13 protein-coding genes are annotated in these 14068 nt (G+C 60.7%); 9 read left to right on the top strand and 4 right to left on the bottom strand.

Features of this window, described 5'->3' with window-relative positions; genetic code table 11:
- The first annotated feature begins 308 nt into the window (after positions 1-308).
- The gene (locus KVG88_RS28265; protein ID WP_150703746.1) at positions 309-857 is read left to right on the top strand and encodes an RNA polymerase factor sigma-70; all 549 of its coding nucleotides are present in this window, start codon (positions 309-311) and stop codon (positions 855-857) included.
- 109 nt (positions 858-966) lie between these two features.
- Here KVG88_RS28265 and KVG88_RS28260 read toward each other — a convergent pair whose 3' ends face one another.
- The 3 genes from KVG88_RS28260 to KVG88_RS28250 all read right to left on the bottom strand — a co-directional run bounded on the left by KVG88_RS28260 (position 967) and on the right by KVG88_RS28250 (position 3579).
- Positions 967-1977 carry a GNAT family N-acetyltransferase gene (locus tag KVG88_RS28260; RefSeq protein ID WP_217873344.1) on the bottom strand — a complete coding sequence of 337 codons (1011 nt, stop codon included), beginning with the start codon at positions 1975-1977 and terminating at the stop codon, positions 967-969.
- Between the two features lie 75 nt (positions 1978-2052).
- Positions 2053-2862: a substrate-binding periplasmic protein gene (locus KVG88_RS28255; RefSeq protein ID WP_217873343.1), complete on the bottom strand. Its 810-nt coding sequence runs from the start codon at positions 2860-2862 to the stop codon at positions 2053-2055.
- A gap of 93 nt (positions 2863-2955) precedes the next feature.
- Positions 2956-3579, bottom strand: coding sequence for a TetR/AcrR family transcriptional regulator (locus KVG88_RS28250; RefSeq protein WP_217873342.1), 624 nt, complete (start codon positions 3577-3579; stop codon positions 2956-2958).
- A gap of 163 nt (positions 3580-3742) precedes the next feature.
- Here KVG88_RS28250 and KVG88_RS28245 point away from each other — a divergent pair, with 163 nt between their 5' ends.
- From KVG88_RS28245 to ppnP, 8 genes are all read left to right on the top strand, one after another.
- Positions 3743-5545 carry an acyclic terpene utilization AtuA family protein gene (locus tag KVG88_RS28245; protein WP_217873341.1) on the top strand — a complete coding sequence of 601 codons (1803 nt, stop codon included), beginning with the start codon at positions 3743-3745 and terminating at the stop codon, positions 5543-5545.
- A gap of 12 nt (positions 5546-5557) precedes the next feature.
- Positions 5558-6427 (top strand): SDR family oxidoreductase, encoded by an 870-nt coding sequence (locus tag KVG88_RS28240; protein WP_217873340.1) that lies wholly within the window; start codon positions 5558-5560, stop codon positions 6425-6427.
- Positions 6428-6430: 3 nt separating this feature from the next.
- A complete protein-coding gene (atuC, locus tag KVG88_RS28235; protein ID WP_217873339.1) occupies positions 6431-8047 on the top strand; it encodes a geranyl-CoA carboxylase subunit beta in 1617 nt (538 codons plus the stop codon).
- Between the two features lie 25 nt (positions 8048-8072).
- Positions 8073-9230, top strand: a complete 1158-nt coding sequence (atuD, locus tag KVG88_RS28230; RefSeq protein WP_217873338.1) for a citronellyl-CoA dehydrogenase — start codon at positions 8073-8075, stop codon at positions 9228-9230.
- Positions 9227-10024: an enoyl-CoA hydratase/isomerase family protein gene (locus KVG88_RS28225; RefSeq protein ID WP_150703754.1), complete on the top strand. Its 798-nt coding sequence runs from the start codon at positions 9227-9229 to the stop codon at positions 10022-10024. The genes atuD and KVG88_RS28225 overlap by 4 nt, the downstream gene beginning before the upstream one ends.
- Before the next feature lie 108 nt (positions 10025-10132).
- Positions 10133-12094: an acetyl/propionyl/methylcrotonyl-CoA carboxylase subunit alpha gene (locus tag KVG88_RS28220; protein WP_217873337.1), complete on the top strand. Its 1962-nt coding sequence runs from the start codon at positions 10133-10135 to the stop codon at positions 12092-12094.
- Between the two features lie 71 nt (positions 12095-12165).
- Positions 12166-12708 (top strand): 3'-5' exonuclease, encoded by a 543-nt coding sequence (locus KVG88_RS28215; protein ID WP_217873336.1) that lies wholly within the window; start codon positions 12166-12168, stop codon positions 12706-12708.
- A gap of 69 nt (positions 12709-12777) precedes the next feature.
- On the top strand, positions 12778-13062 hold the full coding sequence (gene ppnP, locus KVG88_RS28210) for a pyrimidine/purine nucleoside phosphorylase (RefSeq protein ID WP_003183665.1): 285 nt from the start codon (positions 12778-12780) through the stop codon (positions 13060-13062).
- Between the two features lie 72 nt (positions 13063-13134).
- On the opposite strand, the gene KVG88_RS28205 is transcribed toward ppnP, so the two are convergent.
- Complete coding sequence (locus KVG88_RS28205) at positions 13135-13941, bottom strand: MOSC domain-containing protein (protein ID WP_217873335.1); 807 nt, start codon at positions 13939-13941, stop codon at positions 13135-13137.
- Positions 13942-14068 lie beyond the last annotated feature (127 nt).

Here is a 14068-nt window from a genome sequence, read left to right as displayed (position 1 = left end):
CGGTCTTCGCCGACCGTGCAAGGCATTGGCAATGCGGTTGTGTCCGGGGGCTGCAGCCCGGAGCCATTCACCAATGAGAACGGATGGCGTCTTGAAATAATTAGTCGCCAGGCTTGAGCGCCAGCCAGCCCGGGTGCCGCAAGGGGGTGAGTCAGCGTGTCGCAGTTCTCACTCTGCACCTTCAAGGAGCATTAGTTCTCTTTCTCAATTGACAATCATTATCATTCAACATAATTTGTCGCTCGATGTGTAGGGCGGCGCCGGACTTCTTGTCGTCCCACTAACCTTTTGGCAGCAGGGTGATTTCCATGACGGAACAAGTCTCCACAAGCAGGTGCGATTCGCCGCTACTTCAGGCATTCGTCGACAATCGACTGATTCTGGTCAAGATTGCAGCCCGCATCACCGGCTGCCGATCACGCGCTGAAGACGTGGTGCAGGACGCTTTCTTCCGGCTGCAATCCGCGCCGCAGATCACGTCTTCGTTCAAGGCTCAGCTGAGTTATCTGTTCCAGATCGTGCGCAACCTGGCGATTGATCACTACCGCAAGCAGGCACTGGAGCAGAAGTACTCCGGGCCGGAAGAGGAAGGCTTGAACGTGGTGATCCAGGGGGCTTCGCCAGAAACCTCGCACATCAATTTCTCGACCCTGGAAAACATCGCCGACGCGCTGACCGAGCTGCCGAGCCGAACCCGTTATGCCTTCGAGATGTACCGCTTGCACGGCGTGCCACAGAAAGACATCGCCAAGGAACTCGGGGTCTCGCCGACCCTGGTGAACTTCATGATTCGCGATGCGCTGGTGCACTGCCGCAAGGTGTCGGGCACTCGAGCGGACACCATGGCCCGCCGCTGAACCCTTGTCGTCAGTGTAAAAAGATCGCAGCCTTCGGCAGCTCCTTCAGGGATACGCAATCTCATGTAGGAGCTGCCGAAGGCTGCGATCTTTTCGGCTCACTGCCACATCAAGACAACTCGCACCGATCAAAAAACCGCTCACGCCCCAGCGCCATCAACGCGGCACGCTTGTGCGGGAAGTCGAACTCTTTCTCGCAGTGGAATCGCTGGCCTTGCATGTACCCGATCATCTTCGCGTTGTCGGCCCGCGGCTCGGCGACTACCCGTTGGGTGCGCGGATCGTCCAGAAACAGATAATGCACCAGCGCCGATAACCAGCTCGCCACCTTGTGCGGGCCACGGTGATTTTCTTCGCCCACCAGCATGTGGATGCCACGGTCATAATCGCCGGCGTCGTAGAACGGCGCGATGCGGTCTTCCTTGGCCCAATAGGCTTCGTAATAGGCAAACGGTTGATCGTCGAAACAGCCGATCAACGTCACGGTGTGGGGGTCGGCTTCGAGTTTGCTCAGGTACTCGCGATGCTGTTCGAGGCTGCCCTCTTCCTGCCAGAAACTCGCGACCCGCGCACTGTTCTGCCAGCGATTGAAACGCGCCAGGTCCAGCTCGATGTCCACCGTGCGCAGGGAAATCCACATCCCCAGGCGCGCATCAAACCGCCGGTAAACCTCGCCCTGCGGCTTGATCGGTCGCAACGGATGACGCTTGCCGCCACTGATGACCATTTGCTGCGGATAGCGGCTCGATGCCTGCGTCAGCCACGGCTGTGGCAACTGCCAGAACAGCGTGCGCTCGCAACGGTATTGACCGGCCGTTTGCGTGGGGATCAGCAAACCGCTGAGCAATGCCTCGGTCGGGGTTTCATCGAGTTGCCAGGTCAGGCGCTGGCAGGTCGCATCACGGGCGAACAGCCAGTAACCGGCAGCCCACAGAGCCGCGTCGTCGGGGCGAGCGCTGCCTTCCTCTGGTTGCACTTTCAGTTCAGGGTCACGACTGAGCGACAGCTGGATCAGCGATTGACCGTCAAGGCTGAGGCTCAGGCGGTTTTCGGTTTCATCGGCTACAAGACGACGGCCTGAAGGCAGCGTCAGGGCAGTCAGGTCATTCAGATTGGGCATGGGTCGGGCTCACGATAATCGTCGACAGTTCAACGATGTGACGTGAGCCGAAGCAAGAAATTTAGGCGGCGTCGATCAGGGCGTAGCCGGAACCGGCACGATCGCAATCTTGTACGGCTCGAAAATCTTCAGCATCTGGCCGTTGTCCCGCAAGCCCTGCAGCAATCTGCCGAACGCTTCGCCGCTGATCGGGGCCGCCGGGCGCAGGATGGCGTAGTGGTGATAAACCTGATCGATGCGATCGGACACCAGCAATTCATTGGCGACATTCAGATTGCGCAGAAAATAGTCGTTGAGGTACGAGCGCGTGACCAGCGCGATGTCAGCACGACCGCGCAACACCATCAACAGGTTGCTGTCATGGGAATAGGTCAGCGTGGCGTTGTAGTTTTTGATGAGGTATTGGGGCTCGGCATTGAAGTTGGCAAACTCGTAGTGGTAACCGCTGAACAGCGCCAGACGCTTGCCCTTCAGGTCGGCAAAATAGTCTTGCTGGCGAGTTGCGCGCCCTTCGAGCTGACGTTGCGCAACGAAAATTTCGGCGTCTTCCAGGCCCATGTCGACATCGGTGTGGGGAATGTCTTTCCAGCCCCAGGCGGGGTTTTCGAAGATCGCCATGTCGATCCGACCCTGCTTGAAGTCACCAAAGCGTCGTGGAATAGAGGTGGGCACCAACACGAATTGATAGTCGCTTTGCAGGGCGTTCAACGCCTCGACCAATTGCGGGAGCAGGCCGGTGTCGGCGCCGGATTCCGGGCGTACGGTGTACGGAGGGAAATGCGCGGCACCGATTCGCACCAGCTGCGCAGCCTGGGTCGGCAGCATCCATAACGCCACAAGCGCCGTCAGCAAAAGCCGCGAAGCTGTCCGAATTGGCGAAGACATCAAGACAAGCCACTCCCCAAAATACTGCATCAATGCATTCAAGCTAGGCGGTTTCGCCCAGTTAGCCAGTTTCCAGCCAACCAATAAACCAAATCATTTTTCCTCCAGCACCAGAATCAACGCCTCGTCGGCCAGTTGATCCAGGGTCATGCTGCCACCGGCACGAAACCAGGTGGTGGTCCAGGACAGCGCCCCGGTCAGAAAACGTCGGGTGATGAACACATCGCCGCGGATAAACCCGGCGCTCTTGGCTTCACCCAACACTTGCAGCCAGATGTCTTCATAGATGTCGCGCAGCGCCAGCACCTTGGCCTGGCCATCCTCGGACAGCGAGCGCCATTCGTAGACCAGCACCGCCATGGCTTCGCCACTGCCGCCCATGATCGACTGCAGTTCACACCGAATCAGCGCCAGCACGCGCTCACGCACACTGCCGGCCTCGGCAATGGCCGCACGCATCAATGCGGTGTTGTAGCGAATGGTCTCTTCCATCACCGCGCGCAGGATTTCATCCTTGCTTTTGAAGTGATGAAAAATGCTGCCCGACTGAATGCCCACGGCGCCGGCCAGGTCGCGCACGGTGGTGCGCTCGTAGCCTTTATTGCGAAACAGGTGGGCCGCCACTTGCAGCAACTTGCCACGGGCACTGTCCGGATCGGTCAACTGGCCGCTGTCGACCAATTCGCGCATGACCCTCAGGGCTTTTTGCTCATCCACCCGATCTCTCCTACAGTCGTGATCACCGCTAAAACAGCGGGGTTGCGCGGGCAATTTAAGCTGACGGCCACAACCAAGCAAGCGCTCGGGCAGAAGATATTTTCCGCCATTTACAAACCAAGCGCTTGCTTGGTAGTCTCGATTCACTCTGTGGGAGGTGGTTATGGAATTGACTGCGCCAGGAACAATTCGCATTGGGTGCGCCAGCGCCTTCTGGGGTGACACCTCGACCGCCGCCGCGCAACTGGTGGAAGGCGGGCGTCTGGACTATCTGGTTTTCGACTATCTGGCCGAAATTACCCTGTCGATCATGGCCGGCGCACGGATGAAGGATCCCCAGGCCGGCTATGCCAGCGACTTCATCGAAGTCCTCAGCCCCCTGCTCACGCAACTCGCCGAACAAAAAATCCGCGTCATCAGCAATGCTGGCGGGGTCAACCCGCAAGCCTGTGCCGCCGCCCTGCAAGCGGCCTGCGACAAGGCCGGCCTTTCCTTGAAGATCGCCGTACTGCTGGGCGATGACCTGCAACCGCAATTCAAATCATTGAGCACCCTGGGCATTCATGAAATGTTCAGCGGCACACCGTTGCCACCGATGTGCGTTTCGACCAACGCCTACCTCGGCGCGCCTGGCATCGTCGAGGCCTTGCGGCTAGGGGCGGACATCGTGATCACCGGGCGCGTGGTCGACAGCGCGGTGGTCAGCGCCGCGCTGGTGCATGAGTTCGGCTGGTCGTGGCACGACTACGATAAATTGGCCCAAGCGGCGCTGGCCGGGCACATCATCGAGTGCGGCGCCCAATGCACGGGTGGCAATTTCACCGACTGGCGCGACGTGCCCGACTACGAACACATCGGTTTTCCCATCGTCGAAGTCAGCGCCGACGGCCAGTTCATCGTCAGCAAACCCGATGGCTCCGGCGGCCTGATCACGCCCCTGACGGTGGGTGAACAGATGCTGTATGAAATCGGCGATCCGCGGGCGTATCTGCTGCCCGATGTGGTGTGCGATTTCACTCAGGTCAAACTGCATCAGCGGGGCAAAAACGCAGTCCAGGTGCATGGCGCAAAAGGGTTGCCGCCGACCGATCAGTACAAGGTCAGCGCGACCTACCCGGACGGCTTTCGCTGCACCGCCAGCTGCCTGATCGCCGGTATCGATGCGGTGGACAAGGCCCGGCGAGTCAGTGCAGCGATCATCAACAAGACCTCGGAAATTTTTACTCAGCGCGGCTGGCCCCCCTACAGTGACGTGAACATCGAACTGCTCGGCAGCGAGGCCACCTACGGTCCCCACGGTCAACGCCACGACACCCGTGAAGTGGTGATCAAGCTCGCGGTGCGCCACCCGAACAAACAGGCGTTGATCGTGTTCTCCCGGGAAATCGCCCAAGCCGCCACCGGCATGGCACCGGGGCTGACCGGAATTGTTGGCGGTCGACCCACGGTCTATCCGCTGATCCGGCTGTTCTCGTTCCTGATCGACAAAACCGCCTGCTCGCTGGAGATTGATCTCATGGGCCAGCGCCACCCGTGCGCCCTGCCCGCCCTGGATGTGCTCGACAGCGCGGCGTTGCCCGCACCCATTGCGCCACCGAAGCCCACGGGGCTGGCGGACGCCAGTGTTGCGCTGGTCAAACTGGCGGTGGCGCGCTCGGGCGATAAGGGTAATCACAGCAACATTGGCATCATGGCCCGCGATCCCGAGTACCTGCCGTGGATCGCTGAGGCGTTGACGCCGGAAGTGATGGTTGACTGGATGAGCCATGTCCTCGACCCGGTGCACGGTCGCGTCGAGCGTTGGTATTTGCCCGCCAGCCACAGCCTGAATTTTTTGCTGGAAAACGCCCTCGGCGGGGGCGGTGTCGCCAGCTTGCGGATCGATCCGCAAGGCAAGGCGTTCGCCCAGCAGCTGCTGGAAATCCAGATTCCGGTGCCGCAGCGCATCAAAGACCAGGTCAACTAGAGGAATGCCGTCATGGCCTACGATTCGATCTTCAGAACTGATCTGTTTGCCGGCCAGACCATCATCGTTACCGGTGGCGGCAGTGGCATCGGGCGCTGCACCGCACATGAGCTGGCGGCCCTCGGTGCCCATGTGATTCTGGTCGGGCGCAAGGCCGACAAGCTCAAAGCAGTTGCCAGCGAGATTATCGATGACGGCGGCAAAGCCGACTGGAGCACCTGCGACATTCGCGACGAAGAAGCGGTAACGCATCTGGTCAGCGAACTGATCCGCAAACACGGCCCGATTCACGGTCTGGTCAACAATGCCGGCGGCCAGTACCCGTCGCCGCTGGCCTCGATCAATCAGAAAGGATTCGAAACCGTGATGCGCACCAACCTGGTGGGCGGTTTCCTGATGGCCCGGGAAGTGTTCAACCAATCCATGAGCAAACACGGCGGCGCCATCGTCAACATGCTCGCCGACATGTGGGGCGGCATGCCGGGCATGGGCCACTCGGGGGCGGCGCGTTCGGGCATGGACAACCTGACCAAGACGGCGGCGTTCGAATGGGGTTATGCCGGGGTGCGGGTCAACGCGGTGGCGCCGGGCTGGATTGCCTCCAGCGGCATGGACACCTACGAAGGCGCGTTCAAAGCGGTGATTCCGACCTTGCGCGAACACGTGCCGCTCAAGCGTATCGGCACCGAATCGGAAGTCAGCGCGGCGATCGTTTTTTTGCTCAGCCCGGCTGCGGCGTTCGTCAGCGGCAGCACCTTGCGCATCGACGGCGCCGCCAGCCTTGGCGGTCGGGCATGGCCGATTCACAAGGCTACGAACAGTGAGTCGTATAACGGCTTTCACCGCGCCTACATTCCTGATGTCCTCAAGGATAAGGAATAACCCATGCCGGTGATTCAGTCGCAACTCGACCCCCACAGCGAGCAGTTCGCCCAGAACCATGCGGCGATGCTGAGCGCCATCGAGCAGGTCCGCACGCTCGAACAAAACCTGCTGAACAAGGCCGCAGAAGCCAAACCGAAATTCGACAAGCGCGGACAATTGCTGCCCCGTGAGCGACTCAATCTGCTGCTGGACCCCGGCGCGCCGTTTCTTGAGCTGGCGAGCCTGGCCGGCTACAAGCTGCACGATGACAAGGACGGCAGTTCCGCGGGTGGCGGCTTGATTGCCGGCATCGGCTACGTGTCCGGCGTGCGGGTGCTGGTGGTGGCCAACAACAGCGCGATCAAGGGCGGGACCATTTCCCCCAGCGGCTTGAAAAAATCCCTGCGCCTGCAACAGATCGCCATGGAAAACAAATTGCCGGTGATCACCCTGGCCGAAAGCGGCGGCGCCAACCTCAACTACGCGGCGGAGATTTTCGTCGAAGGTGCGCGCAGCTTCGCCAATCAGGCGCGGATGTCGGCCATGGGCCTGCCGCAAATCACCGTGGTACATGGCTCAGCCACGGCGGGCGGTGCCTATCAGCCAGGGCTGTCGGACTACGTGGTGGTGGTGCGCGGCAAGGCCAAACTGTTTCTCGCCGGGCCACCGCTGCTCAAAGCCGCGACCGGTGAAGTCGCGACCGACGAAGAACTGGGTGGCGCCGAGATGCACGCGCAAACGGCCGGCACCGCCGAATACCTGGCGGAAAACGATGCCGACGGAGTGCGTCAGGTGCGCGAAATCGTCGGCATGCTGCCCTGGAACGAACAACTGCAATGCCGGCCCGAACTGCGCTGGGCAGAGCCGCTCTACCCCATCGACGAATTGCTGGGGCTGATCCCGGACGACCCGAAAAAACCCTACGACGTGCGCGAAATCATCGCCCGCATCGCCGACGGCTCGAATTTCCTTGAATTCAAAGCCGAGTTCGATCAGCAGACCCTTTGCGGCCAACTGAAAATCCAGGGCCGCGCCTGCGGTTTCATCGGCAACAACGGCCCGATCACGCCCAAGGGTGCGAGCAAGGCCGCGCAGTTCATCCAGCTCTGCGACCAGAGCCAGACGCCGCTGCTGTTTTTCCACAACACCACAGGTTTCATGGTCGGCACCGAATCGGAGCAACAAGGCGTGATCAAACACGGCGCCAAAATGATTCAGGCCGTGGCCAATGCCCGGGTGCCGAAACTGACTATCGTCGTTGGTGGTTCCTACGGCGCCGGCAACTACGCGATGTGCGGGCGCGGCCTCGACCCGCGTTTCATTTTCGCCTGGCCCAACAGCCGCACCGCGGTGATGGGCGGCGCACAGGCAGGCAAAGTGCTGCGCATCGTCACCGAGGCCAAACAGGCCAAGGATGGCCTGGTGCCCGACCCGAAAATGCTCGACATGCTCGAACAGGTCACCGCGCAGAAACTCGACAGCCAGTCCACGGCGCTCTACGGCAGTGCCAACCTGTGGGACGACGGTTTGATCGACCCGCGCGATACCCGGACCTTGCTCGGTTACTTGCTGGACATCTGCCATGAGGCTGAAGTCCGGCCGCTGCAAACCAACAGTTTTGGTGTAGCCCGCTTCTAAGGGCGATCAGAGGAGAACAATAAAAATGATCTTCACCCAGGAACACGAAGCCCTGCGCCGCACCGTCCGCCAATTCGTCGAACACGAGATCAATCCTCACGTCGAGGAATGGGAAAAGGCCGGGCGCTTTCCGATCCACGAGATTTTCCGCAAGGCCGGCGACCTCGGTCTGCTGGGCATTTCCAAGCCGGAAAAATTCGGCGGCATGGGCCTCGACTACAGCTATTCGATTGTCGCTGCCGAAGAGTTCGGCACCATTCATTGCGGCGGCATTCCGATGTCCATCGGTGTGCAGACTGACATGTGCACCCCGGCCCTCGCCCGTTTCGGCTCCGATGAACTGCGTGACGAGTTCCTGCGCCCGGCCATCAGCGGCGAGCAGGTCGGCTGCATTGGCGTCTCTGAAGTTGGCGCCGGTTCCGATGTGGCCGGGTTGAAAACCACGGCGCGCAAGGACGGCGACGACTACGTGATCAACGGCAGCAAGATGTGGATCACCAACTCGCCGAGTGCTGATTTTATCTGCCTGCTGGCCAACACCTCGGACGATAAACCGCACATCAACAAGTCGCTGATCATGGTGCCGATGAACACGCCGGGCATCAGCCTCAGCTCGCACCTGGACAAGCTCGGCATGCGCAGTTCGGAAACCGCCCAGGTGTTCTTCGACAACGTGCGCGTACCGCAACGCAACCGCATCGGCCATGAAGGCGCGGGGTTCATGATGCAGATGCTGCAGTTCCAGGAGGAACGCCTGTTCGGTGCGGCGAACATGATCAAAGGCCTGGAGTACTGCGTCGACAGCACCATCGAATACTGCAAGGAACGCAAAACGTTCGGCAACGCGTTGATCGACAACCAGGTCATTCACTTTCGGCTGGCCGAACTGCAAACCGAAATCGAATGCCTCCGGGCGCTGGTGTATCAGGCCACCGAGCAATACATCAAAGGCCAGGACGTCACGCGCCTGGCGTCCATGGCCAAGCTCAAGGCCGGTCGATTGGGCCGCGAAGTCAGCGACAGTTGCCTGCAATATTGGGGCGGCATGGGCTTCATGTGGGACAACCCGGTAGCCCGCGCTTATCGCGATGTGCGGCTGGTATCGATTGGCGGTGGGGCCGACGAAATCATGCTGGGGATCATCTGCAAACTGATGGGCATTTTGCCGGGGAAAAAGAAATGAGCACGCTGCCGGTTTGCGAGACGTTGCTGCTGGAACTGCACAACGGCGTGCTGCACATCACCCTCAATCGCCCGCAAAGCCGCAACGCGATGAGCTTGCAGATGGTCGCCGAACTGCGCGCGGTGCTGGCGGCGATTCACCATGATCGTGCCATTCGGGCGCTGGTGATCGGCGGTGCCGGCGGGCATTTCTGCGCGGGCGGCGACATCAAGGACATGGCCAACGCCCGCGCTCAGGGTTCGAGCGCACACCGTGATTTGAACCGGGTGTTCGGTGCATTGCTGCAAGAGGTGCAACACGCGCCGCAAGTAGTGATCACGGTGCTGCAAGGGGCCGTGCTCGGCGGTGGCTTGGGCCTGGCCTGTGTCAGTGACATCGCCATGGCCGATCACTCGGCGCAATTCGGTCTGCCGGAAACCAGCCTTGGCCTGCTGCCGGCGCAGATCGCACCGTTCGTGGTGCAGCGCATCGGCCTGACCCAGACCCGGCGACTGGCACTGACAGCGGCGCGCTTCGACGGCACACAGGCGCGGCGCATGGGGCTGGTGCATTTTGTCGAACACGATCCGCAAGCGCTGGCCGAGCGTCTCGATGAAGTGTTGGACCATGTACTTTGCTGCGCACCGGAAGCCAATGCGGCGACCAAAAAACTGCTGCTGGCCAGTGCCGGGCAACCTTCGGATGAGTTGCTTGATCAAGCGGCGCAATGGTTCAGCGAAGCGGTGACTGGCGCTGAAGGGGTCGAGGGGACGATGGCCTTTGTGCAGAAGCGTAAACCGGGGTGGGCCTCTTAAAAGCATCGCTGGCAAGCCAGCTCCCACAGGGATTGCGATAAACCTGTGGGAGCTGGCTTGCCAGCGATGAGGCCATCAAATTCACCGCAATAACGCAGGGAACAGAACATGCCCGGATTCCACAAAATCCTCATCGCTAACCGCGGTGAAATCGCCTGCCGCATCCAGCGCACCGCCCAGGCGTTGGGCTACCGCACCGTCGCCGTGTACAGCGACGCCGATGCCGATGCCCTGCACGTGCAAATGGCCGACGAAGCCGTCAACATCGGCCCGGCCCCGGTGCAACAGTCATACCTGAACATTCCGGCAATCGTCGATGCCGCCCGGCGCACCGGCGCCGATGCGATCCATCCCGGTTACGGTTTCCTCTCGGAAAACGCCGGCTTCGCCCTCGCCTGCCAGCAAGCGGGCATCACCTTCATCGGCCCCAGCCCCGAAGCCATCGAATTGATGGGCAGCAAACGCCTGTCGAAAGTCGCCATGATCGACGCGGGTGTGCCCTGCATCAAGGGCTATCAGGGCGCCGAACAGGATGACGCGACCCTGAGCCGCGAAGCCGAACGCATCGGCTATCCATTGATGATCAAGGCCAGTGCCGGTGGCGGTGGGCGCGGCATGCGCCTGGTGCATGACGCCGAGAATTTACTTGAGCAGATCCGCACCGCGCGCTCGGAAGCGTTGAACGGGTTCGGCTGCGACGAACTGATTCTGGAACAGGCGTTGATCGAGCCACGGCATGTCGAAGTGCAGTTGTTCGGCGACCAGCACGGCAACCTGATCTACCTCGGTGAGCGAGACTGTTCGATTCAGCGTCGTCACCAGAAAGTCATCGAAGAGGCCCCTTGCCCGGTGATGACCAACGAGTTGCGCCAGGCCATGGGTGAAGCGGCACTCAAGGCCGGGCGGGCGGTGAATTACGTTGGCGCCGGCACCGTGGAATTCCTGCTCGATGCACGCGGGCAGTTTTACTTTCTGGAAATGAATACTCGCCTGCAAGTGGAGCACCCGGTGACGGAACTGATCACCGGCCTCGACCTGGTGGCCTGGCAACTGAACATCGCGGATGGCCAGACGTTGCCCTTGCGTCAGGAGCAAGTGCAGCTCACCGGTCATGCGCTGGAGGTGCGTTTGTATGCGGAAGATCCCGCGCAAGGCTTCCTGCCGCAAACCGGCAGAATCGCCGGGTGGGAACCCGCTTCGCAGGACGGGGTGCGGATCGACCACGGCTTGATCGAAGGTCAACACATCAGCCCCTTCTATGACCCGATGCTGGGCAAGATCATCGCGCATGGCGCGACTCGCGAAGAAGCCCGGCGCAAGTTGCTGCGGGCGGTGCAGGACAGCGTCCTGCTGGGCGTGCAAAGCAATCAGCGCTTACTCGCCAGCCTGTTGCAACACCCGGCCTTCATTCGCGGTGAATTCAGCACCGGATTCATCACAGAACATTTTGCCGAGCATCCGTGCCTGCGTGCGCATGCACCCAGCGCCGAGCAATTGGCGATCGCAACCGCCCTGCTTTATCAGGCCTCGGCTCAGGTGCACCCTGCCCCCTTGGCCGGGTGGCGTAACAACGCCAGTGTGCCGCTGCACTATCGCCTCGGACTGGACGATCAGGAATGGTCGGTGGTCCTGAACGCGGTGCCGGCTGAGGCGTACCGGATTGATGTCGGCGACCGCAGCCTTGAGTTGAAGGTTATCCACAGCGATGGACACTGGGCCACCCTGGAAATCGACGGCATCCGCCAGCGCCATGCCTACCGACAGGAACGCGGGCAACTGTGCCTGTTCACTCGCCCGGGCAGCCTGACGCTTGAAGACCGAACCCAGGCGTTGGTCAGCAGCCAGGCCAACGTCAGCACCGGCACCCTCAAGGCGCCGATGGATGGCGCAATTGTTGACGTGCTGGTCAGCGAAGGCAGCTCCGTGAGCAAAGGTCAGTTACTGGTGGTGCTGGAGGCCATGAAAATGGAGCATCCGCTGAAATCAGGCATCGACGGCGTGCTCAAACGCTTGCAGGTGCGGGTCGGTGATCAGGTGAAAAACCGTCAGATTCTGCTGGAGGTCGAATAAGCCGCTAGGCGGATCCGTCGGGTTTGGCTACGCTCAAAACCTATCAGGACGCGGATACCAGGAACCCTGCGATGCCTCATTGGCTGGTCATTGATCTGGAAGCCACCACCGACGAAGGTGGTTGGCCAATAACAGAGATGGAAATCATCGAAATCGGTGCCACCCTGGTGGATCGCAAGGGCCGGGAACTGGACCACTTCCAGCGGTTCGTCCGTCCCTTGCGGCGGCCGTTGCTGACACCGTTTTGCCGGGAACTGACGCACATCACCCAGGCCAACATCGATGCCGCGCAACCCCTTGGCGATGTTTGGCCATTGTTCGAACGCTGGTTGGGTCAACATCACAGCCGCCTTGAAGGCTGGGCCAGTTGGGGCGATTACGATCGCAAGCAACTGCTCCAGGAATGGCAGCGCCTGCAACTCGACAGCGTGCTGAGCCGGGTTCAGCACATGAATCTCAAGCAACGCTTTGCCAAGGCCCGGCGCCTGGAGCGCCCGCTGGGGCTTAATGGCGCCTTGCAACTGGCCGGTTTGCAGTTCAACGGCCAGCAGCACCGGGCGTTGGAAGATGCGCGCAATACCGCACGACTGTTACCACTGGTTCTGCCGCTTTAGACAGGTGACGCCAACAAAGGCCTTGTGCATACTGGCCGGCCCTTTTTAGCCCTTTCCGAGGAATCGCCCATGTTTAAAGTCAACGAGTACTTCGACGGCACCGTCAAGTCGATCGCCTTTGGCACCGCTGAAGGTCCGGCGACCATCGGCGTCATGGCACCGGGCGAATACGAATTCGGCACTGCCCAGCGTGAAATCATGCACGTGGTGTCCGGCGCCCTGACCGTCAAGCTGCCCGACAGCACCGACTGGGAAACCTTCGCCGCCGGCAGCCAGTTCAACGTGCCTGCCAACAGCAAGTTCCAGCTGAAAGTGGCCGTCGACACCGCTTACCTGTGCGAATACCGCGGCTAAACCCGCGGATTTTCACAGCACAAAAAAATGCCCGTGTTTTTGGACACGGGCATTTTTCATTGTGCGGGGCAATTATTCGAGGATTTCTACCGGCATCCCCACTTCCAGCCGACCGTTGCTGTCATTGACCAGGTTCTGGCCGAACATCGCACCGTCCTCAGTGGAGCGGTACTTCTGCAAGCTGGCAAAGGGTTCGCGATCGTGGCTACGTTCACCGGTTTGCGGGTCGATCGTGGTCAAAATGCAGCGTGAACACGACTTGACCACGCGGAACTCGACATCGCCGATGCGTATGCGTTTCCAGCCATCCTCGGCATACGCTTCACTGCCATCGATCACCAGGTTGGGTCGAAAGCGCAACATTTCCATTGGCCGACCGACTTTCTGCGAAATATCTTCGAGTGAAGCCTGGCCGATCAACAACAGCGGGAAGCCATCGGCGAAGGCAACCTGATCATCGTCCTTGCCGAAGCCCGATTGAGTAGTCCGCGCGCGGTCCAGTGGTACTTGCACCAGACGCGTAGGTTTGCCGATGAACGCACTGACCCAGGCGCCTGCCGCGTCACCAGCATCGGGCACACGCAAGGTGTCGCGCCAGATGGTCACTCCGCGCAGCTCGGCATCGTGGCCGGGTAATGCGATATCGATCGATGCGTGACCCGGCGCACTGAGCGTCAAACCGCCCTCGGCATTCCACAAAGCCGACAGCCGACTCATCTGCGCCACGGCGCGCTGGGTCAGGAAACGCCCACTGGCCTCGTCCACCAGCATCCAGCGTCGATCACCGTCCAGCCCCAGCTTGTCGAGATCAATCTGTTGCAGGATCTCGCCCTTGCCGGATTTCAACGGATAACGATAAAGCGCGCTCAAACGCAGCATGACCAGCTCCCTGTGGGCAAAAGCGTCACCCTATACGAGCTTGATCACTGAATCAAAGCTGAAGATGAGGGTGTGATCCTTGCAGGAGCAAGCTTGCTGGCGATGGCGTCCCCTGGATCGCTATCGC

Origin of the sequence: Pseudomonas azerbaijanoccidentalis, from assembly GCF_019145495.1 — a bacterium.
In the GTDB taxonomy this organism is placed as follows: domain Bacteria; phylum Pseudomonadota; class Gammaproteobacteria; order Pseudomonadales; family Pseudomonadaceae; genus Aquipseudomonas; species Aquipseudomonas azerbaijanoccidentalis.
Note: the sequence above shows the minus strand (reverse complement) of the source record. Positions and strands in the feature narration are given on the sequence as shown.

Bases quoted from the DNA above. Each gene is read 5' to 3' on its own strand.
- KVG88_RS28265 (WP_150703746.1), top strand. From the start codon at position 309: ATGACGGAACAAGTCTCCACAAGCAGGTGCGATTCGCCGCTACTTCAG.
- KVG88_RS28260 (WP_217873344.1), bottom strand. From the start codon at position 1,977: ATGCCCAATCTGAATGACCTGACTGCCCTGACGCTGCCTTCAGGCCGT.
- KVG88_RS28255 (WP_217873343.1), bottom strand. From the start codon at position 2,862: ATGTCTTCGCCAATTCGGACAGCTTCGCGGCTTTTGCTGACGGCGCTT.
- KVG88_RS28245 (WP_217873341.1), top strand. From the start codon at position 3,743: ATGGAATTGACTGCGCCAGGAACAATTCGCATTGGGTGCGCCAGCGCC.
- KVG88_RS28240 (WP_217873340.1), top strand. From the start codon at position 5,558: ATGGCCTACGATTCGATCTTCAGAACTGATCTGTTTGCCGGCCAGACC.
- atuC (WP_217873339.1), top strand. From the start codon at position 6,431: ATGCCGGTGATTCAGTCGCAACTCGACCCCCACAGCGAGCAGTTCGCC.
- atuD (WP_217873338.1), top strand. From the start codon at position 8,073: ATGATCTTCACCCAGGAACACGAAGCCCTGCGCCGCACCGTCCGCCAA.
- KVG88_RS28225 (WP_150703754.1), top strand. From the start codon at position 9,227: ATGAGCACGCTGCCGGTTTGCGAGACGTTGCTGCTGGAACTGCACAAC.
- KVG88_RS28220 (WP_217873337.1), top strand. From the start codon at position 10,133: ATGCCCGGATTCCACAAAATCCTCATCGCTAACCGCGGTGAAATCGCC.
- KVG88_RS28215 (WP_217873336.1), top strand. From the start codon at position 12,166: ATGCCTCATTGGCTGGTCATTGATCTGGAAGCCACCACCGACGAAGGT.
- ppnP (WP_003183665.1), top strand. From the start codon at position 12,778: ATGTTTAAAGTCAACGAGTACTTCGACGGCACCGTCAAGTCGATCGCC.
- KVG88_RS28205 (WP_217873335.1), bottom strand. From the start codon at position 13,941: ATGCTGCGTTTGAGCGCGCTTTATCGTTATCCGTTGAAATCCGGCAAG.